The sequence below is a fragment of the Pseudomonas sp. ITEM 17296 genome (assembly GCF_028895205.1).
GTDB classification, from domain to species: domain Bacteria; phylum Pseudomonadota; class Gammaproteobacteria; order Pseudomonadales; family Pseudomonadaceae; genus Aquipseudomonas; species Aquipseudomonas kermanshahensis.
On the sequence record NZ_WJRS01000031.1, the window covers coordinates 1 to 18,839 of the forward strand.

Below are 18,839 nucleotides of genomic sequence, written 5' to 3' on the forward strand. Positions count from 1 at the left end.
GCGGCGCTCGATCTCACAGGCGCTGAAAACTCATGCCAGGCACTGCAAAAAACTCAGCGGCTGCTCACGAAAGGCCAGGTAATGCCGCAACACCTGCACCGGTGCTTCAGTATGCGGGTAATGGCCAATGCCCTGCAGTTGCACAGTATCGGGCTCCGGCACCAGTTGCCGGTAACGCTCGACCATGCGCGCACCGGAAACCGGGTCGACCACACCGTTGATGAAGCGCAAGGGCACCCCGTCACGTTGCAACGCCCCCACCCACCGCTCGCGGTGCAGGGTGCGCTCCGGCCAGTAGCCGGCCAGCTTGTGCAAAATGCGCGTGCCGCGGTTGGCGGCGATCAGGCTCCAGCAATCGTCCAGTGCGCTTTCACTGGGGTGGGTGCAGGGGCCATAAACCTGGGTCACGTTGCGCACCAGGTCGTCACGCCCGAACGAGCGCCCTACCAACCAGCCCAGGCGGCTGAGCAGCAGCTTCTGGATCAGCAGCATGCGGCAGCTCTCGGGGAACAGCCCACTGTTGAGAAACACGCAGCTGGCGATGTTCGCGCGCTGTTCGTGATGCCGCGCCAACAGCTCCTGGGCCACGCTGCCGCCATAGTCATGGGCCATCAGGTGCACAGGCTGGTTGACCTTGAGGTGGGCGAGCAACGCTTGCTGCAGGTCGGCCTGTTCCATCAGGCTGTAAGCGTGATTGACCGGTTTGGCGGAGTCGCCAAAGCCCAGCATGTCGCAGGCGATCAGCCGAAAACGCTGGGCCAGCGGCGCCCACAGGTAGTGCCAGTCCCAACTGGCAGTGGGGAAGCCATGTAACAGAAGCAGGGGCTCTCCTTGCCCTGCGGTCCAGTAGCGGATGCTCTGGCCCCGGAAGGTAAAACTCTGTCCCCGGGTACGCCAGACGCACAATGGAATCTCGGCCAAAGGCATCAGATCGGTCCCGGTGGAGTTGTGTTGACGGAATAGGGCAAGGCTGCGCTCATTGCATGTCACCTCGGCACTTACATGTGCTCTCTATGTCGAGGCAGAGTCTAGCCAGCCGCCCATGGGCTGAAACTTGCGTTGCCAGCCAGCTTGATGACCTTGCGAGTCAGTGGCACGAACGGTCAGAGGAGCATGGCCAGCAGCGGTGCGGCGAACAGGTTCAGCAGCCCGGTCAGGACCATGACCAAGCCGGCCACGGAGCCTTCTTCGCGGCCCACTTCCTGGGCCCTGCTAACCCCAGCACCATGCGCCCCGACCCCGAACAACGCACCCCGCGCCAAAGGTGTGCGCAAGGGCAACCAACGCAGCAGCACCCCGCCGAACATCGCGCCCAGTACCCCGGTGAACATCACGAATACCGCGGTCAGTTCCGGCACGCCGCCGAGGTCGTGGGCCAGCGGCATGGCGAACGGCGTGGTGATCGAGCGCGGCACCAGCGACAGGCTGATCGCATTGTCCAGCGCCAACAGGTGAGCCAGCCCCCAGGAGCTGGCGATCGAAGCGGTGCTGCCGGCCAGCATACCCATCAGCAATGCCGGCCAGTGGCGCGCCAACATAGCCCGCTGCTGCCAGATGGGCACCGCGAATGCCACGGTCACCGGGCCCAGCACGCCCATCAGCCAATGGGTGTTGCGCGCGTACTCGGCATAAGCGGTGTGCAACGGCACGGCCACCGTCAGCAGCAGCGCAGGGACCAGGATCAGCGGCGACAGCAGGTAGCGCCCGCTGCGCCGGTACAGCCAGCGGCTGCCCAGATAGGCCAGCAGGGTCAGCGCCAACCAGAACAGCGGCATGGGTTCAAGGCTCATGGCGCAGCCTCCAGCGGCACACCAGTTCGACGGTGAGCGCAGTCACCACCATGACCATCAGCGTGCTCACGGCAATCACCAGCAGGATGCGCCAGCCTTCCTCGCGCACCAGGGTGCCGTAATCGAGCAGGCTCATCAGCGCAGGAATGAAGAACAGCAGCATTTCCGCCATCAGCCAGCCGGCGCCCAGCTGCAACGTGGCCGGCTTGACCACACCGCTGGCGAACAGCAGCAGAAGCAGCGCCAGCCCCATCACGCCACCGGGGATGGGCCAGCCGAGCCACACAGCCAGCTGGCCACCGAGCAGGAACAGGGCAAACAGGATCGCCAACTCGACGAGCAGGCGCAGGGCTTTTTTCACTAACGCGGGTTTCATGGGGGTACTTCCTCGACAGGCCCTCATTTTAAGATTTGCCTGCCTAGGCCAGAAGCGAATTGTTAGACTGATCAGCATTCCAAAACGGAATTGCGACCATGGAATTCAAACAACTGCGCAGCTTCATCGAAGTGGTGCACCGCGGGGGTTTTACCCAAGCGGCGCAAACCCTGCACATCAGCCAGTCGGCGGTGAGCAAGCAAGTGGCTCAGCTGGAGCAAGATGTAGGCCAGCCACTGCTTGAGCGGCAGGCCTCGCAGCTGCACCTGACCGCCGCCGGGCGCATCGTGCTAGAGCGCGGCGAAGCGTTGTTGCGCCAGCGCCAGGCATTGCTCAGCGAACTGGATGACCTCGGCCAGATGGCACGCGGCGAATTGCGGCTGGGCTTGCCGATACTGGGCAGTGACGCCTTGTTCGCCGGCCTGTTCGCTGAATACCGGCGACGCTACCCCAACATCTCGATTCAATTGCTCGAAGGCGGCAGCCGCAGCGTCGAGCAGGCGGTGCGCAGCGGCGAGCTGGAGCTCGGTGGCAGCCTAACGCCCAGTGACGAAGCCTTCGCGTTCCAGCCATTTTGCAACGAGCCACTCGATGCCCTGCTGCCGGCCGGGCATGCGCTGGCTGGGGAGGCTGGCGTGCATTTGCGGCAACTGGCCGATACGCCTTTTCTGCTGTATCAGCGCAGCTTCGTACTTAATGACCGGCTGCTCAAGGCCTGCCAACAGCAGGGTTTTACCCCGAAAGAAGGTGGGCGCAGTGGCCAGGCGGACTTCCTGGTGGCGTTGGTGGCAGCCGGCCAAGGTGTGGTGTTGCTGCCCCGTGTTGTAGCAAAGGCGCTGGAGCGCCCTGGGGTGGTGCGCTTGCCACTGCAGTCGCCGGAGGACCTGCGTTGGGATATCGCATTCATCTGGCGGCGGGGGGCGTACCTGTCACGGGCGGCGCAGGCGTGGCTGGCGTTGTTGCGTGAGCGTGAGGTGCAGCGCTGAAGCGGTAGGAGCGGCCTTGCGCCGCTCCTACAGGCGTCAGGCCTTCAGCGCCTGGGCAAATTCTGCCAACCACGGTTCGGCATCGGCTTCCGGGGTCACCGTTTCGCTGGCATCCAGGCGCAGCATCGGCTGCACTTCACGTACCCCCAACTCAGCGAACAACTCACGCATCTGCTCGCCGCCACCGCAATAGGTATCGCCATAACTGGCGTCGCCCAACGCAATCACCGCACCCGGCAGGCCACGCCAGGCGGCGGGCAAGGTGTCGCGAAGGGTGCTGTACAGCGGCATGAGGTTGTCCGGCAGCTCGCCCATGCCGGTGGTCGAAGTCACCGCCAGAAAAGCCTGCGGGGCAAAACCTTCAAGGTCCTGCAGGGTGGCACGTACAGCATGCCAGGCCTCAAAACCTGCGGCCTTGAGCAACGATTCGGCATGACGGGCGACTTCTTCGGCGGTGCCGTACACCGACCCGGAAATAATGGCGACTTTCATCGGGAAGAGGATTCCGAAACTGAGTGAAAACGTAGGATACTAGCATTCAACGCTGGCAAAAGGCCGCCTCTACCTAAGTACCAGCCCCCCTGCCTCTTCGCCCAATGGCCCGAACATGATCAACGCGCAACTGCTGCAATCCATGGTCGATGCGTCCAACGACGGGATCGTGGTCGCTGAACAGGAAGGCGAAGACACCATCCTGATCTACGTGAACGCTGCCTTCGAACGCCTGACCGGCTACACCCGTGACGACATTCTTTATCAAGATTGCCGCTTCCTGCAGGGCAGCGACCGCGACCAGCTCGGCCGTGCGCGCATTCGCAAAGCCTTGGCCGAAGGCCGGCCATGCCGAGAGGTGCTGCGCAACTACCGCAAAGACGGCAGCGCGTTCTGGAACGAGTTGTCGATCACACCGGTTAAGAGTGACGCCGACCAACGCACCTACTTCATCGGTATCCAGAAGGACGTCAGCCGCCAGGTCGAACTGGAACGCGAACTGGCCGAAATGTGCGCACGTCCGAAAAACGACCTACGCTCCTGAACCAAACGCGCTACGCACGGTCAATCCCGTTGAAGAAATCGCCACCTCCGAGTTCGATCATGCAAGCAGATGCGCTCCTGACCCAGGACGAGCTGGATTTCATACAGAACATGCAGCATTCGCCACAGCTGAACCTGGCTGACTCGATGTCCAGCCTGCTGGTCAATGGCGACCGTCGGATCCAGACCTTGCTCACCCGTTTGGTGGCCAACGAGCAGGTCACCTTGCAGGCGCAGTTCAACAACCAGCAGATCAGCTTTCCGCTGCAACTGGTGGAAGACGAGTTCCATGCCCTGCACCTGCAACTGGGCTCACCGGAAATCTACGAAGACGGCCCGATGCTACGTCCATGGCGCTTGTCCATGGACCAACCAAGCGCGTTACTGGATACACACGATCAGCCGAGCGGCCTGTGGGTTCGCGAAATTTCGTTCAAGGGCGCGCTGGTCGAGATCCGCGACCTGGCGCAAGCACCTGCACGTTTCGAGTTGCATTTCGCACCGGCCGGCATTGCCCCCATCGAGCTGCACGGGGTGCTGCGCCGACGCATTGGCCCTGACCTTGCGGCCTACGATTTAAGCCGCAGCCCGGTCGAAGAAATCGAGCGCCTGCGCGGCTATATCCTGCAAGCCCATCGTCAAGCGCACCCAGAGCTGCACAGTCAGGTGTCGAGCTGACCGGCCAGAAACTGCCGCAACCGCTGACGCATCACGCTGCTCTCTGCCCCCAGGCAGGCCACCGGGCTGCCTGCCAGGCTGTCCTGGGCCAGCTCGGCCACTTCACCGGCAAGCAATAACGGGCATTCAAGGCCAACCACCAAGCGCTCGAGGCGTTTGCTCAATTCCACGGTCGGCGCCTGGTTGGAGAACAACACCAAGGCATCAGGCTTGAGTCGCTCGCAGACCAGCGTCAGCTCCTGCAGGGGTTGCCCAGGCGCCAACAAACTCACCCCCACCTCGTCACTGCCCAGCAACAAGGCGGTTACCAGCAGCTCCAGTTCGTGACACGGCCCCGGCAAGGGCGCCAGCAACACCGTGCGGCTGCGGGCCATGCGCGCCAGTTGAAGACGCACGAACACTCGCCCGCGCAAGAAATGATCCAGAAACAGCCATGCGCTGGCCTGCCCAAACGCCCGCGGACCGTAACCACCCTGGCCTGCTGCCAGGTCGTGCCACACCGGCATGAAGATGTCGCCGAACACTTGATCCAGGGTATGGCCAGCGAACACCTGATCGAACAAACGGTGAAGGCTCGCGCTGTCGAAGCGCTGCACCGCCTCCAGAATCTGCTGCTGCCAGGCCAGGCGCACGTCCATCAGGTCGCTGCTCTGCTGCACCTGCGCCTGGCACCGCACCAGGATGCTGCCCACCTTGCTCACCGCCACGCCGCGCTCCAGCCAGCCCAGAATGCTGCGGATATCGTCGATATCAGCCTGGGAGTACAGACGATGGCCACTGTCGGTGCGGGTTGGCTGAATGAGGCCGTAGCGACGCTCCCAGGCGCGTAAGGTGACCGGGTTCACGCCTGTCAGTCGGGAGACTTCCCGTATCGGGAACAGCTCCTGGTGTTCCAGGCCCGCATCGACTGCCGAGCTACGTCCCTGTTTGTTCATCTGCACTTTGTACCCTGTGTGCCGAAGTTGAACCTGCATGTTACTACGACAGCATAGGCCGCCGGTTAACAACCGTTTGCCAGCCAACACTTGCCGAACACTGCAATATCGCGATAATTCGCGCCCGATTCTTGCATGCACGCTGGCGTCGCCCACCACCCCGGGCGACGCAGCCAAGGGGTCAGCTACCCGCCAGCCCCGTCGCCAGGAGATACACGATGTCTACCCCACCCGTCACCTTGATGGTGTCGCGCCGCGCCGCCCATGGCCGCTACCAGGACCTGCTGACCTGGCTCCATGAAGGCGAGCAACTGGCCACCGACTTCCCCGGCTACCTCGGCTCCGGCATCCTGGCACCACCCCGTGACAGCGATGAATTCCAGATCATCTTCCGCTTCAGCGACGAACCTACCCTGCACGCCTGGGAGCATTCCGCTTCGCGCAAGGCCTGGCTGCAACGCGGCAACGGGCTGTTCGAGCGCCCCAAAGAGGCGCGTGTCAGTGGTATCGATGACTGGTTTGGCACCCATACGGTGCAAAAACCGCCGCGCTGGAAGCAGGCCGTCGCCATTTGGCTGGCCTTCTTCCCTGTGTCGTTGCTGTTCAACCTGCTGTTCGGCCATTGGCTGGCAGGCCTCGACCTGGTACCCCGCGTGATGCTCAGTACCCTGGCCCTGACGCCAGTGATGGTCTACCTGTTCATCCCCCTCTCCACCCGCTTGCTGGCCGGCTGGCTGAACCCTGCCGCGCCCACCCCTGCAGCGCTGCGCAGCCGCTGAGGGCTGGTCTACAAGAGGGAAACAGTTCGGGTATGCTGGGCGGCAACGAAAGGACAGACAAGTTGACCGCCCCGAACATGAACAGCCCAATTCTCGTTACCGGAGCCAGCCAGCGCGTCGGGCTGGCCCTTGCCCTCGACCTGGCCCAAGCCGGCCATACCGTGATCAGTGCCAGCCGCAGCCTCCAGCCGCAGTCCGCACACCCCAACATCGTGCAGTTCCAGGCTGACCTGTGCCTGGCCGCCGACCGCCAGGCGCTTATCGACTACCTGCAAAGCAACTATGACGGCTTGCGCGCGATCATTCACAACGCATCGCTGTGGCTCGACGATGGCCTGGCCAACCTCGACACCATGTTCCGCCTGCACATCGAAGCGCCCTACCACCTCAACCTGGCCCTGGGCGAGATGCTCGGCAAGGCCGGCAGCGTGGGCAAGGCCGACATCATCCACATCTGCGACGAAACCTCTTCGCGGGGCAGCAAGAGCCACATCGGCTACGCCGCCACCAAAGCCGCGCTGCAGAACATGGTGCTGTCGTTCGCCGAAAAATATGCGCCCAAGGTGCACGTCAACGGTATCCTGCCTGGGCTGCTGATCCTCAAGGAAGGGGGCGATGAAGCCTACCGCCAGCAGACCTTGAAAAAGGCCCTGCTGGAATTCGAACCCGGCGCCGGCCCGCTGATCGAGACGGTCAAATACCTGCTCGAAAGCCAGTACAGTACCGGTAGCCAGGTGGTCATCAACGGTGGCCGCCACCTGAAGAATCGCATGACCTGAGAGAAGCCCATGACCCCGCAACAACAGCTCGAACTCGAAGCCGCCGCGTTCCGGCGCCTGGTCGAACACCTGCAGAAACGCACCGACGTGCAGAACATCGACCTGATGAACCTGTCCGGTTTCTGCCGTAACTGCCTGTCCAAGTGGTACAAGGCCGCGGCCGACGAGCGTCAGGTCGACCTGAGCCTGGATGACGCCCGCGAAGCGGTGTACGGCATGCCCTACGCCGAGTGGAAAGCCCAACACCAGAAAGAAGCCAGCGCCGAACAACAAGCGGCGTTCGAAAAAGGAAAACCTCGTGACTGATCTGAACACCCTGCGCGCCAGCCTGGCCAGCGGCGAACACGTCTTTGCCGACACCTTGGCCTTTATCGCCGCCCACTACAGCTACCAGCCGCAGGCCTTCAACAACGGCGGTGTGGAAAACGCCGCTGGGCAGAACGAAGGCTCGTGCAAGACCCTGGGCCTGGCCCTGCTGGAAGGCTTGAGCGATGAAGAGGCCCTGCTGGCCTTTGGTGAGCATTATCGCGATGTCGTGGCCACGCCAGAGGGCAGTGACCATGGCAATATCCGGGCGCTGATCGAGCATGGTTTGGCGGGTGTGAAATTTACCGCGCAGCCGCTTTCGCGCAAGGCTTGAGATTGCTGGGGCCGCTGTGCGGCCCTTTCGCAGGCAAGCCAGCTCCTACAGGGGCAGCACAGGCATCAGGTATTGCGCAGGCCCTGTGAGGGCCAATCAGCTGATGATCTGCCCCGGCCTGTTCGGCAGCAACTCACCGCGCTGCAGCCACGCCAGCGCAATCGGCCACAAGCGCTCGCGGAAGCGGTCATGGAAAAACGCGAAATGGCCTATTTCCTCGACCGAGATATCCACAGGCGCAATGCGCAGGTGCTGACGCTCTGCCCCCTGCAAATACCCTAGCAACCGCTCTGTCGCCGCCACGGTGCCGAATGGGTCATCGGTGAGGCTGATCGCCAGCGTCGCCGCCCGGACGTGCGCAAACGGCACCCTCTCCAAGCTGCGCCCGCTTGGCCGGTGCTCGTAGCGTGGCGTACGGGTAGTCCAGTCGTGCACCACGCCCGCCGGGGTGTCCTCCATCCAGCCCAGGCGCTTGCCGGGGAAGTAGCCGAAGGCGTGGGTCAGCAAGGGCATCACCACATGCCATTTGCCGAACAGCCGCCAGCGCTGATCCGCCGCATAATCGCGCCAGTAGGCGAACTGCGCGCCCACCATCACTACCCGCCTGACCCGGCCAGCAGACGGCGCCAACCCCACTGCACAACCGCCAAAGCTGTGCCCCACCACATCGATGGGCTGGCCGGGGAATGCCTGTTCGGCGTGTGTCAGCATGGCTTCGAAGTCCAACTGCCCCCAGTCGCTCCAGGACGCCTGAAAACCACGCAGTGTTGGCGGCCGAGATTCGCCGATGCCGCGGTAATCGTAGGTGAGCACATCGCAGCCCTGGGCGAACAGGTAGTCGGCAAAACGCGCGTAGTAGCGGCAACGCACCGAAGTGGCGGCGTTGATGATCACCAGCGAGCGCTGGGGATTGGCCTGGGCGTGGCGCCAGCAGAAGCCGCCGAGGCTGTAGCCGTCGGCTGCGGTGTGGCGAAAGGCGGTGGCGGGTTGGGTGAGGCTGCTCATGGCGCACATCCTGTTGTTGTGCGCCAACGCTAGCAAAAAAATCGGGGGCTGTGCCGGCCTCTTCGCGGGGCAAGCCCGCTCCCACAGGTCTCCACGGCTCTTTGGCTCAGTGGATATCCTGTGGGAGCGGGCTTGCCCCGCGAAGAGGCCGGTACAGCCCCCGACTTTTTTCAGCCTTGCTTACAGCTCAATGCAGTCGAACTGTACGTCGGTAGCCACGTCTTCGTCGTAGTTGACGTCAGCGCGCTCGAAGCCGAACAGGTTGAGGAACTGCTTCTTGTAACCGGCGTAGTCGGTCAGCTCGAACAGGTTCTCGGTGGTGACTTGCGGCCACAGGGCCTTGCAGGCGGTCTGTACGTCGTCACGCAGTTCCCAGTCGTCCAGGCGCAGGCGGCCTTTCTCGTCGACCTCAGCCGCAGCGCCATCGGCGCGGTACAGGCGATCACGGTACATGCGGTCCAGTTGGTCCTGGGTACCTTCGTGCACGCCCTTCTCCTGCATGATCTTGAAGACCATCGACAGGTACAGCGGCATCACCGGAATGGCCGAGCTGGCCTGGGTGACCACCGACTTCAGCACGGCCACGTTGGCGCCGCCTTTGACTTCGCCGGCCAGTTTCTGGTCCAGGCGCAGTGCGGTGTCGTCCAGGTCCTGCTTGGCCTGGCCCAGCGCGCCGTGCCAGTAGATCGGCCAGGTGATGTCGCTGCCGATGTAGCTGAAGGCCACGGTGCGGGCGCCTTCGGCCAGCACGTCGGCACCGGCCAGGGCATCGATCCACAGCTGCCAGTCCTGGCCACCCATGACGGTGACGGTGTCAGCGATTTCCTGCTCGGTAGCCGGCTCGATGCTGGCCTCGATGATGGTGTCCTTGTTGGTGTCGATGGCGGTCGACTTGTACGGCTGGCCAATTGGCTTGAGCGCCGAACGGATGACTTCACCGGTCTGCGGCAGCTTGCGCACCGGGGACGCCAAGGAATAGATGACCAGGTCGACCTTGCCGCCCATTTCGTTCTTGATCAGCTCGATGACCTTGGCACGGGCCTCATCGGAGAAGGCGTCACCGTTGATCGACTTGCTGTACAGGCCCTCGGCCTTGGCGAACTTGTCGAACGCGGCAGAGTTGTACCAGCCAGCGGTACCGGCCTTGGTCTCGGTACCTGGTTTTTCGAAGAACACGCCCAGGGTGTCGGCCTTGAAGCCGAACGCTGCGGTAATGCGCGCGGCCAGGCCGTAGCCGCTGGAAGCACCGATCACCAGGACCTTCTTCGGGCCATCCTCGCGCACGCCCAGCTTGCGGGTGGCTTCGATCTGGTCACGGACGTTGAGCTCGCAGCCCTTCGGATGGGTCGTGGTGCAGATGAAACCGCGGACCTTAGGATGAATGATGGCCAATGTCTGTACCTCGTCAGGTTTATGCCAGGGAAGCGCCGCCACGGGCGATTCCGATTGATCAGAGGGTGAGACTACCCCCGCAGGTTATCGGACACATCTTACGGGGTGTTTGAGGGGATTCAAAACGGCGCTTGCTGCGTCAGCTGGCCTTGCAACCACTGCAAAAACCGCTGCGCCAATGGATCATCCTGGCTGTCGCGGTGCACCAGGCAGGCCCACGCTGGCCCCCGCACCTGCTGTGGCGATAGCGCTTGCAAGCGCCCCTGCGCCACCGCCCGCCGGGCCAGCAGCTGGCTGACCAGCGCGATACCCAGCCCTTCACAGGCGGCATCCAACAGCAACCCCGGGTCGGAGAAGTTAAGCCCCTTGCCCTGCTGCCCCACGTCTTCACCGCCCTCCAGTTGCCAATGGCTCCAGTCCATTTCCCGCTCACCGTGCAAGGTAGTGCGTGCCGTCGAAGACACCAGAGAAGGGTGGCAGGCCGGGTACAACGTGTCCTGGTGCAACACGCTGAAACTGCATTCGGCCTGGGCGCTCAGGTCGTCGCGGATGGCAAGGTCGATGGTCTCGGTCGCCATGTCCGGCACCTCGAAACTGGTGAACAGCCACAGGTCGACCTCCGGGCAGCGCTGATGGAAGTCGGCCAGCCGCGGCAGCAGCCAGTGCCGGGCAAAGGCCGGGCTGGTGTTGACCACCAACTGATTGGGCTTGCGGTACTGCTCGAGGCGACGGATGCCCACGGCCAGGTGCTGCAGCAGCGACTGGGTGGTACTGAGCAGATCGTGGCCGGCATCGGTCAGGCTCACGCTGCGCCCGCTGCGATGGAACAAGGGTTGTTCCAGGTAGGTTTCCAGGCTACGGATTTGCTGGCTGATCGCCGACTGAGTGAGGTTGAGGGCCTCGGCAGCCTTGTGGAAGCTGCCAAGCCGCGCAGCGGCCTCGAAGCCCCTGAGGGCATTGAGGGGTGGCCAGTGTTTGAGCATGATCGATAAGCCTTGCTAATCAGATGTGCGCTAAATCTATCGTTTGTCGCTGAACGTTCCTAGCCATAGCATGGCAACCAACACCCGCGACGGCGGGCTTCGTTGATAAAAATCCTTAATAGATCGGAGTTCTCTATGGACCTGTCCCTCGACAGCGGCTGGCGCATGCCCGCCGAATGGGCCCGCCACGCAGCCACCTGGATGATCTGGCCGCACAACCAAGCGCTGTGGGAAAGCGGCTGGCACGTACGCCTGGCCGATGTGCAGCAGGATTACGCCCGTGTGGCCGCCGCCATCGCCCGCTTCGAACCGGTAAAAATGGTGGTCGACCCGTCTGCCGTTGAAAGCGCCCGTGCCCTGTGCGGCGCCAACATCGAGCTGATCGAGCTGACCGTCGACGACAGCTGGTGCCGTGACAGCGGCCCAAGCTTCATCTGCCATCCGCAGCACGGCCTGGCCGGCCTGAGCTGGCGCTTCAACGCCTGGGGCGGCAAGTCGCAACACGGCCGCGACCGCAGCCTGGGCCGGCGCATGCTCGATCACCTGGGGCTCGATGGCTTCAGCACTGCGCTGTGCAATGAGGGCGGTGCTATTCATGTGGACGGCGAAGGCACCCTGATCACCACCGAATCGGTGCTGCTCAACCCCAACCGCAACCCCGGCATCAGCAAGGCCGAATTCGAAGCCTGCTTTGCCCGCTACCTGGGCATTCGCAAAACCATCTGGCTGCCTGGCGACCCGCAGTACGTCACCGGTGACATGACCGACGGCCATGTCGATGGCGTGTGCGCCTTCGCTCGCCCCGGCGTGCTGCTGGTCGATGCCACCCATGAGCAAAGCTCGGTGTATGCCGAAGTGGCGCGGGAAAACCGCCGCGCCCTGGCGCTTGCCACCGACGCGCAAGGCCGGCCTTTCGAGCTGCTCGACCTTTACGAAGCCAGCGCTGCGGTCGACCAGGACGCTGAAGTGTTCTGCGCGTCCTACACCAATTTCTACATTGCCAACGGCGCAATCATCATGCCGGCCTACGGCATCCCTGCCGACCAGGAGGCTGCCGCGCAACTGGCCGTTGCCTTCCCCGGCCGCGAGATCGTACCGGTACGCATCGACCACATCGCCCACGGCGGCGGCGGCATCCACTGCATCACCCAGCAGCAACCCGAGGTGCGACCATGAGCCTGCTGCGCATCGCCACAACCCAGATGCCATGCACCTGGGACCTGCCCGCCAACCTCGACCGCGCCGAACAGCTGGTGCGCCAGGCCGCTGCCAAAGGCGCCCAGGTGATTCTGCTGCAAGAGCTGTTCGCCACCCCGTACTTCTGCATCGAGCAGGACCACCGGCACCTGGCATTGGCCCAGCCCTACCCCGACAGCCCCATCCTGCAGCGCTTCGCCGCGCTGGCCAGAGAGCTGGGCGTGGTGTTGCCATTGAGTTGGTACGAACGGGCCGGCAATGCCTTTTTCAACGCGCTGACCGTGGCCGATGCCGACGGTCGCCTGCTCGGGGTCTACCGCAAGACGCATATCCCCAATGCCATCGGCTATCAGGAGAAAGAGTACTTCAGCCCTGGCGATACCGGTTTCAAGGTCTGGGATACCGCGTTCGGCCGGCTGGGCATCGGTATCTGCTGGGACCAGTGGTTCCCCGAAACGGCCCGCTGCCTGGCCCTGCTGGGCGCCGAAGTGCTGCTGTTCCCCACCGCCATCGGCTCCGAGCCCGGCGCCGCCGAGCTGGACTCGCGCGATCATTGGCAAATCGCCATGCGCGGGCATGCCGCCGCCAACCTGCTGCCGGTGGTCGCGGCCAACCGCGTGGGCCGCGAAGTGGCCGGCAGCGATGACACCCTGGCGATGCAGTTTTATGGCTCATCGTTTATCTGCGACCACAAGGGCGCATTGCTCGCCGAAGCCGACCGCGACAGCAGCGGTATCTGGCTGCACGACCTGGACCTTGGGCGCATGCGCGAAGACCGCCTGACCTGGGGCATCTACCGCGACCGCCGCCCGGACATGTACGCGCCGTTGCTGACCCTGGACGGCCACCACCCCCCTGTTACGAGGGCCTGAACATGAAGCTGCTACCGCTGGCTGCACTTGCCCTGGCGCTCTGCGCCAGCCACGCCCAGGCTGAACAACCGACCCTGCGCCTGTACAACTGGGCCGATTATTTTGCCGAGGACACCCTCAAGCAATTCACCGCCGAAACGGGCATCCAGGTGATCTACGACGTCATGGACGGCAGCGAGGTGCTCGAAGCCAAGCTGATGTCAGGGCGCAGCGGTTATGATCTGGTGTTCCCCGGCGACACCGTGGCCGAGCGGCTGATGCGCGCCGGCAGCCTGCAGCCGCTCGACCCCAGCCGCCTCGAGGCCCTGGATGACATCGAGCCCGGCCTGCGCACGCTGCATGCCCGCTACCCCAAGGCCAGCCAGGCGACAGTGCCCTACACCTGGGGCACCATCGGCCTGACGGTGAATGCCGACAAGGTCCGCCAACGCCTGCCGAACGCGCCGCTGGACGACCTCGACCTGTTGCTGAAACCGGAGCTGGCGGCCAAGTTCGCCGACTGCGGCATCTCGATCATCGACTCGCCAGACGAAGTGCTTGCCGTGGTCCTCAACTACCTGGGCCGGGAGCCGCGCAGCGCCAAACGCGAAGACCTGGCCGCCGCCAGCGAGCTGCTCAAGGCCATCCGCCCCTATGTGCGCAAGTTCCAGTCGCAACCGGTGACCGAGCTGGTCAACGAAAACCTGTGCCTGTCACTGGGCTACAGCGGCGATGTGATCCAGGCCCAGCGCACGGCCGAGGCTGCGGGCAAGGCGATCGACTTCCAATACCGCGTGCCGCGCCAAGGCACCACGGTGTGGATGGACACCATGGCCATCCCCGCCGATGCCAAACACCCGGAATACGCCTATCGTTTCATCAACTTCGTCATGCGCCCGGCGAACATGGCGGCCATCAGCAACTTCACCGGCTACCCCACGGCCAGTGCCAAGGCGCGCCAATCCGTCGAGCCACGCATGCGCGACAACCCCGACATCTACCTCGACGAAGCCACCTATGCCCGGCTGATACCCGGCCGGGACATTCCCCAAGCCGACATGCGTGCGCGCATGCGGGTGTGGACACGCTTCAAGACTGCACAGGACTGAACCATGCCACGTGGTGCCATGCCAAACCGTAGAACCTTCCTGCAACTGTCGCTGGCCGCAGGGCTGGGGGCCAGCCTCGGCCTGCCGCTGGGCCTGGCCCGCGCCGAGGCGCCGGAGCGCTGGTTCATGCCTGATGAGGGCGAGCCGCAGCAACGCGCCTTTATCGCCTTCGGCGCCCAGCCGGCGATCTGGGAAGATTTCACTACCGACGTCCAGGCCGCTCTGGGCCGCATCGCCCAGGCCATTACACGCTACCAGCCGCTGACGGTGTTTTGCCGCCCCAGCGAACTGGCGCTGGCCAAGCAACACTGCGCCAGCCCCCACACCCAATTCGTGACCTGCGAGCTGGATGACATCTGGATGCGCGACATCGGCGCCAACTTCGTTGTCGACGATGACGGTGCTTTGGCCGCGGTCGATTTCAACTTCAACGGCTGGGGCAACAAGCAGCGCCACCGCAACGATGCCCTGCTGGCCAAACGCGTCGCCACGCTAGCCAAGGCCCACTACCAGCGCAGTGAACTGGTGGGTGAAGGTGGCGCCATCGAGGTCGATGGCCATGGCACCGGGATCATGACCGAAAGCAGCTGGGTAAATGCCAACCGCAACCCCGGCTGGAGCAAAGCCGAGGTGGAAGCCGAGCTCAAGGCGCGCCTGGGGTTGAGCACGATCATCTGGTTGCCGGGTATCGCCGGTGAGGACATCACCGACGGCCATGTGGATTTTTATGCGCGCTTCGTACGGCCAGGCGTGGTGATCGCCAACCTCGACAACGACCCTGAGTCTTACGACCATGCCGTGACCCGCAAGCACCTGGAGATTCTCAAACAGGCCACTGATGCCGAGGGCCGCCGACTGCAAGTCCACGTGGTCTCACCGCCGATGCGCGGCCGGCGCAACAGGTTCAGCAAGGGCAACCCGGACTTTGCGGCAGGCTATATCAACTACTTCGTCATCAACGGCGCGGTCATTGCGCCGCAGTTCGGTGATGCCCAGGCCGACGAGAAAGCGCGGGCGCTGCTGGCGTCGCTCTACCCGGACCGGGACATTGTGCAGTTGGACATCGATGCCATCGCGGCAGGGGGTGGCGGCATCCATTGCGTGACCCACCAGTGCCCGGCGGTGTAGGTGCTCGCGCAGCGCCAAGCACTCACTGATCGTCCGGCAATCGACGCCTGCCGGTCAGCATCGAAAAGGGCAGGTTCTCGCGCAGGCGCAGGCTTTCGACGATCGCCGCCAGCACGTGCACGCAGACTAATGCCAGCACCGCGTCGGCCAGGAAGCTGTGCAGGCTCATCGGCCAGTCGGCGCCCCACAGGGCGTCGACCTCCTGCGACGCCCAACCGGTCAGGCCCAGGCCCGCGATCCCGGTCAGCATCAACAGCATCACCAGGGCGCCAATCGGCGAATGCCCCAGGCGATGGTAAGGCTGCCCACGTACCAGCGCCCGGGTGTGGGCGGCCAGGCGCGCCGGGGTCGGCCAAAAGTCGGCCCAGCGCGCGCTTTGCGGCCCGACAAAGCCCCAGACCAGGCGAAATAACACGCACGCCAGCCCGTAGTAGCCCAGCCACTGGTGCCAGTCGTCGCCCTCTTCATTGAAAAAATAATCCGCGAAAAACACCGTGGCCAACGACAGGTGGCACAGCCGCAGGAGGGGGTCCCACAGCTGCACCGTGGCATCAGCCTTCAATCTTCGTACTCGGTCTTGACTGCCTTGCCGCTGACCGGGTCATGGTAGATCTCGACCTTACGGCCATCCTTGTCGAAACCGTAGATTTCGTAGCAGTTGCCTTTGGTGACCTTGAACTTATTGATCTTGTAGCCCTGTTCCTTGAGCTGGGCCTGGAATTTTTCCGGGTCTTGCCACGTGCTTTTATCTGCTGTGGTGCATTGGGTGGCGGCGAATGCTGTGCTGCTGCCGATCAGGAGGGTGAGAGCGATCAGGATGCGCATGGACATGAGCTCCGTTACGTGGAGTGAAACAGCACGACATCCAGCTTAGACCCGGGGCCAGCGGCTTGCACAAGCGCAAGCGTGTCCGCGTCATTCATTTGTTTTCCAGATCAATCCAAAAGAAAAACAAACTTAACAAATCAACCAAACCCACCGATGCTGACGGCATCCTGCCCTCGCGGCGCTCACCCTTGCACGGAGAACAACAACATGAACGACGTGGTCATCGTCGCCGCCACCCGTACCGCCATCGGCAGCTTCCAGGGCGCCTTGGCAACAGTGCCCGCCGTCGACCTCGGCGCCGCCGTGATCAAGCGCCTGCTGGAACAGACACAACTGGACCCAGCCCAGGTCGACGAGGTCATCCTCGGCCAGGTGCTCACCGCCGGCGCTGGCCAGAACCCGGCCCGCCAGGCCGCGATCAAGGCCGGCCTGCCCTTCAGCGTGCCCGCGCTGACGCTCAACAAGGTTTGCGGCTCGGGCCTCAAGGCCCTGCACCTGGCGGCCCAGGCCATCCGCTGCGGCGACGCCGAGGTGGTGATTGCCGGCGGCCAGGAAAACATGAGCCTGGCCCCCTACGTCATGCCTTCGGCGCGCACGGGCCAGCGCATGGGCCACGGCCAGCTGATCGACAGCATGATTACCGACGGCCTGTGGGATGCCTTCAACGACTACCACATGGGCATTACCGCCGAGAACCTTGTGGATAAGTACGGCCTCAGCCGTGAGCAGCAAGATGCCTTCGCCGCCGAGTCCCAGCGCAAGGCCGTGGCCGCGATTGAGGCGGGCCGTTTCAAGGACGAGATCACCCCCATCGTGATGCCGCAGAAAAAGGGTGAGCCCAAGGTCTTCGAACGCGACGAACAGCCCCGCCCGGACACCACCGCCGAATCGCTGGGCAAGTTGCGCGCAGCCTTCAAAAAGGACGGCAGCGTCACGGCTGGCAATGCTTCCAGCCTCAATGACGGCGCCGCCGCCGTGCTGCTGATGAGCGCCACCAAGGCCAAGGCCCTGGGCCTGCCGGTGCTGGCCAAGATCGCGGCCTATGCCAGTGCTGGCGTAGACCCGGCGATCATGGGCATTGGCCCGGTTTCGGCCACCCAGCGCTGCCTGGACAAAGCCGGCTGGCAGCTGGCGGACCTGGACCTGATCGAAGCCAACGAGGCCTTTGCCGCGCAGGCGCTGGCGGTGGGCAAAGCACTGGAATGGGATGCCGCGCGGGTGAACGTGAATGGTGGAGCGATTGCGCTTGGCCACCCGATTGGGGCATCGGGGTGCCGAGTGCTGGTGACCTTGCTGCACGAGATGATCAAGCGTGATGCGAAGAAAGGGCTGGCCACGTTGTGCATTGGCGGTGGCCAGGGTGTGGCGTTGGCGATCGAGCGCTGATCAGTCATTGATGCCGGCAGGCCCGGCCCCTTCGCGGGGCAAGCCCGCTCCCACAGGTTAACCACAGCTCTCAAGATTTGTGCTTTTCCTGTGGCTCCCAAAGGTTAACCACAGCTCTCAAGGTTTGTGCTTTTCCTGTGGGAGCGGGCTTGCCCCGCGAAGAGGCCGGGCCTGCTTACTCAGAACCGCTCATCGGCAATGGCCGGCAAGGTCAACTCGCGCACATAACTTGCCGCCGACAGCTCTAACATCGTCCGCACCATCAGCACCACATCGTGCAGCGGAATCAACCCGCCCTCCCCCCGCGCCGCAGCGTCGGCAACTGGCACATTCAGGCCATCCTCGGTGTTCAGGTAACCCAAGTTCAGGCACGTCACACCCAGGCGCTGTTCGCGATACCCCTCACGCAAAGCCTCGGCAATCCCGCGCAGGGCGAACTTGGACGCAGCAAACGTCACTTCAGGGCGCCCGCTCTGCGGCAGGCCTGAAGTGGAACCGGTAAGGATGATCCGTGGTTTCTCGCTTTCCAGCAGCATCGGCAGCAAGCGCTTGATCAGCAGGACAGTGGCCGTGATGTTGCAGTCGACCATACGTTGCAGCTCTGGGTCGTGATCGTCCAGGAAGCTGTAGTGTTCTGAAAACGCCTCGGCCTCCCACAGCCCGAGGTTGTAGATGAGGGTATCCACGCCTCCCTCGGCCAGCGCCTGGGCAACGGCCTCGACGGCGGCAGCCGGCTGACCGAGGTCGGCCGCAATCCACTGCACCTCGACCCCCTTGCCGACCACCACCCCTTCGGGGCGCGAGCGGGACACACCCATCAGCGTATCGCCCGGCTTGCCCAGCCCTTCCATGAAGGCCTTGCCCAGCCCCTTGCTGGCGCCGACTACCAGAACTCTCATCGCATCACTCCCTGTCGAGTACGTTTCGAGCCGGCATTATAAGCACCTCATCACACGGCAAGG

General features: G+C 63.7%; 23 protein-coding genes. 12 read left to right on the forward strand and 11 right to left on the reverse strand.

The genetic code is table 11. The annotated features are described in order from the left end of the window. Nucleotides 1–30: 30 nt before the first annotated feature. The 3 genes from GIB19_RS24410 to GIB19_RS24420 all read right to left on the reverse strand — a co-directional run bounded on the left by GIB19_RS24410 (nucleotide 31) and on the right by GIB19_RS24420 (nucleotide 2,166). The gene (locus GIB19_RS24410; RefSeq protein ID WP_085273947.1) at nucleotides 31–927 is read right to left on the reverse strand and encodes an alpha/beta fold hydrolase; all 897 of its coding nucleotides are present in this window, start codon (nucleotides 925–927) and stop codon (nucleotides 31–33) included. A 176-nt stretch (nucleotides 928–1,103) separates the two neighbouring features. Beyond that, complete coding sequence (locus tag GIB19_RS24415) at nucleotides 1,104–1,790, reverse strand: LrgB family protein (RefSeq protein ID WP_238209650.1); 687 nt, start codon at nucleotides 1,788–1,790, stop codon at nucleotides 1,104–1,106. Further along, nucleotides 1,780–2,166 carry a CidA/LrgA family protein gene (locus tag GIB19_RS24420; protein WP_186702479.1) on the reverse strand — a complete coding sequence of 129 codons (387 nt, stop codon included), beginning with the start codon at nucleotides 2,164–2,166 and terminating at the stop codon, nucleotides 1,780–1,782. The genes GIB19_RS24415 and GIB19_RS24420 overlap by 11 nt, the downstream gene beginning before the upstream one ends. Nucleotides 2,167–2,264: 98 nt before the next feature. Here GIB19_RS24420 and GIB19_RS24425 point away from each other — a divergent pair, with 98 nt between their 5' ends. Continuing rightward, nucleotides 2,265–3,152: a LysR family transcriptional regulator gene (locus tag GIB19_RS24425; protein WP_238209652.1), complete on the forward strand. Its 888-nt coding sequence runs from the start codon at nucleotides 2,265–2,267 to the stop codon at nucleotides 3,150–3,152. 36 nt (nucleotides 3,153–3,188) lie between these two features. On the opposite strand, the gene GIB19_RS24430 is transcribed toward GIB19_RS24425, so the two are convergent. Next, nucleotides 3,189–3,644 carry a flavodoxin gene (locus GIB19_RS24430; protein ID WP_099430420.1) on the reverse strand — a complete coding sequence of 152 codons (456 nt, stop codon included), beginning with the start codon at nucleotides 3,642–3,644 and terminating at the stop codon, nucleotides 3,189–3,191. Nucleotides 3,645–3,759: 115 nt separating this feature from the next. Here GIB19_RS24430 and GIB19_RS24435 point away from each other — a divergent pair, with 115 nt between their 5' ends. Then, nucleotides 3,760–4,188, forward strand: a complete 429-nt coding sequence (locus tag GIB19_RS24435; RefSeq protein ID WP_027595254.1) for a PAS domain S-box protein — start codon at nucleotides 3,760–3,762, stop codon at nucleotides 4,186–4,188. Nucleotides 4,189–4,247: 59 nt separating this feature from the next. Further along, nucleotides 4,248–4,865 carry a hypothetical protein gene (locus tag GIB19_RS24440; RefSeq protein WP_027595253.1) on the forward strand — a complete coding sequence of 206 codons (618 nt, stop codon included), beginning with the start codon at nucleotides 4,248–4,250 and terminating at the stop codon, nucleotides 4,863–4,865. On the opposite strand, the gene GIB19_RS24445 is transcribed toward GIB19_RS24440, so the two are convergent. Then, nucleotides 4,850–5,800, reverse strand: coding sequence for a MerR family transcriptional regulator (locus GIB19_RS24445; protein WP_238209654.1), 951 nt, complete (start codon nucleotides 5,798–5,800; stop codon nucleotides 4,850–4,852). The two genes, GIB19_RS24440 and GIB19_RS24445, sit on opposite strands and share 16 nt — an antisense overlap. Before the next feature lie 218 nt (nucleotides 5,801–6,018). Here GIB19_RS24445 and GIB19_RS24450 point away from each other — a divergent pair, with 218 nt between their 5' ends. The 4 genes from GIB19_RS24450 to GIB19_RS24465 are packed head-to-tail and all read left to right on the forward strand — an operon-like array spanning nucleotide 6,019 to nucleotide 7,998. After that, nucleotides 6,019–6,579, forward strand: coding sequence for an antibiotic biosynthesis monooxygenase (locus GIB19_RS24450; RefSeq protein WP_027595251.1), 561 nt, complete (start codon nucleotides 6,019–6,021; stop codon nucleotides 6,577–6,579). Between the two features lie 32 nt (nucleotides 6,580–6,611). Next, on the forward strand, nucleotides 6,612–7,358 hold the full coding sequence (folM, locus tag GIB19_RS24455; RefSeq protein ID WP_274888343.1) for a dihydromonapterin reductase: 747 nt from the start codon (nucleotides 6,612–6,614) through the stop codon (nucleotides 7,356–7,358). 9 nt (nucleotides 7,359–7,367) lie between these two features. Next, nucleotides 7,368–7,664 carry a DUF1244 domain-containing protein gene (locus tag GIB19_RS24460; protein WP_027595249.1) on the forward strand — a complete coding sequence of 99 codons (297 nt, stop codon included), beginning with the start codon at nucleotides 7,368–7,370 and terminating at the stop codon, nucleotides 7,662–7,664. After that, entirely contained in the window at nucleotides 7,657–7,998 is a 342-nt protein-coding gene (locus tag GIB19_RS24465; protein ID WP_027595248.1) for a HopJ type III effector protein, read from the forward strand. The genes GIB19_RS24460 and GIB19_RS24465 overlap by 8 nt, the downstream gene beginning before the upstream one ends. 96 nt (nucleotides 7,999–8,094) lie before the next feature. Here the strand turns inward: GIB19_RS24465 and GIB19_RS24470 are convergent, their stop codons facing one another. The 3 genes from GIB19_RS24470 to GIB19_RS24480 all read right to left on the reverse strand — a co-directional run bounded on the left by GIB19_RS24470 (nucleotide 8,095) and on the right by GIB19_RS24480 (nucleotide 11,378). Then, nucleotides 8,095–9,003, reverse strand: a complete 909-nt coding sequence (locus tag GIB19_RS24470) for an alpha/beta hydrolase family protein (RefSeq protein WP_274888345.1) — start codon at nucleotides 9,001–9,003, stop codon at nucleotides 8,095–8,097. 180 nt (nucleotides 9,004–9,183) lie between these two features. Then, nucleotides 9,184–10,395, reverse strand: a complete 1,212-nt coding sequence (gene fabV / locus GIB19_RS24475) for an enoyl-ACP reductase FabV (RefSeq protein WP_099430425.1) — start codon at nucleotides 10,393–10,395, stop codon at nucleotides 9,184–9,186. A 119-nt stretch (nucleotides 10,396–10,514) separates the two neighbouring features. Further along, entirely contained in the window at nucleotides 10,515–11,378 is an 864-nt protein-coding gene (locus tag GIB19_RS24480) for a LysR family transcriptional regulator (RefSeq protein WP_274888346.1), read from the reverse strand. Between the two features lie 135 nt (nucleotides 11,379–11,513). Between GIB19_RS24480 and GIB19_RS24485 the strand changes: the two genes are divergently transcribed. The 4 genes from GIB19_RS24485 to GIB19_RS24500 are packed head-to-tail and all read left to right on the forward strand — an operon-like array spanning nucleotide 11,514 to nucleotide 15,663. Continuing rightward, the gene (locus GIB19_RS24485; protein WP_099430427.1) at nucleotides 11,514–12,554 is read left to right on the forward strand and encodes an agmatine deiminase family protein; all 1,041 of its coding nucleotides are present in this window, start codon (nucleotides 11,514–11,516) and stop codon (nucleotides 12,552–12,554) included. Next, on the forward strand, nucleotides 12,551–13,447 hold the full coding sequence (aguB, locus tag GIB19_RS24490) for an N-carbamoylputrescine amidase (RefSeq protein ID WP_085273938.1): 897 nt from the start codon (nucleotides 12,551–12,553) through the stop codon (nucleotides 13,445–13,447). The genes GIB19_RS24485 and aguB overlap by 4 nt, the downstream gene beginning before the upstream one ends. A gap of 2 nt (nucleotides 13,448–13,449) precedes the next feature. Further along, nucleotides 13,450–14,535: an extracellular solute-binding protein gene (locus GIB19_RS24495; RefSeq protein ID WP_274888347.1), complete on the forward strand. Its 1,086-nt coding sequence runs from the start codon at nucleotides 13,450–13,452 to the stop codon at nucleotides 14,533–14,535. An 18-nt stretch (nucleotides 14,536–14,553) separates the two neighbouring features. After that, nucleotides 14,554–15,663 carry an agmatine deiminase family protein gene (locus tag GIB19_RS24500; protein ID WP_238209764.1) on the forward strand — a complete coding sequence of 370 codons (1,110 nt, stop codon included), beginning with the start codon at nucleotides 14,554–14,556 and terminating at the stop codon, nucleotides 15,661–15,663. A 22-nt stretch (nucleotides 15,664–15,685) separates the two neighbouring features. Here GIB19_RS24500 and GIB19_RS24505 read toward each other — a convergent pair whose 3' ends face one another. Next, a complete protein-coding gene (locus GIB19_RS24505) occupies nucleotides 15,686–16,225 on the reverse strand; it encodes a cytochrome b/b6 domain-containing protein (RefSeq protein ID WP_238209672.1) in 540 nt (179 codons plus the stop codon). Then, nucleotides 16,222–16,488 (reverse strand): PepSY domain-containing protein, encoded by a 267-nt coding sequence (locus GIB19_RS24510; RefSeq protein WP_099430430.1) that lies wholly within the window; start codon nucleotides 16,486–16,488, stop codon nucleotides 16,222–16,224. Before GIB19_RS24510 ends, GIB19_RS24505 begins: the two co-directional genes overlap by 4 nt. Nucleotides 16,489–16,698: 210 nt before the next feature. Here GIB19_RS24510 and GIB19_RS24515 point away from each other — a divergent pair, with 210 nt between their 5' ends. Next, nucleotides 16,699–17,877 (forward strand): acetyl-CoA C-acetyltransferase, encoded by a 1,179-nt coding sequence (locus GIB19_RS24515; RefSeq protein WP_186677912.1) that lies wholly within the window; start codon nucleotides 16,699–16,701, stop codon nucleotides 17,875–17,877. A gap of 179 nt (nucleotides 17,878–18,056) precedes the next feature. Here GIB19_RS24515 and GIB19_RS24520 read toward each other — a convergent pair whose 3' ends face one another. After that, nucleotides 18,057–18,776, reverse strand: coding sequence for an SDR family NAD(P)-dependent oxidoreductase (locus tag GIB19_RS24520; RefSeq protein ID WP_274888349.1), 720 nt, complete (start codon nucleotides 18,774–18,776; stop codon nucleotides 18,057–18,059). Between the last annotated feature and the right edge of the window lie 63 nt (nucleotides 18,777–18,839).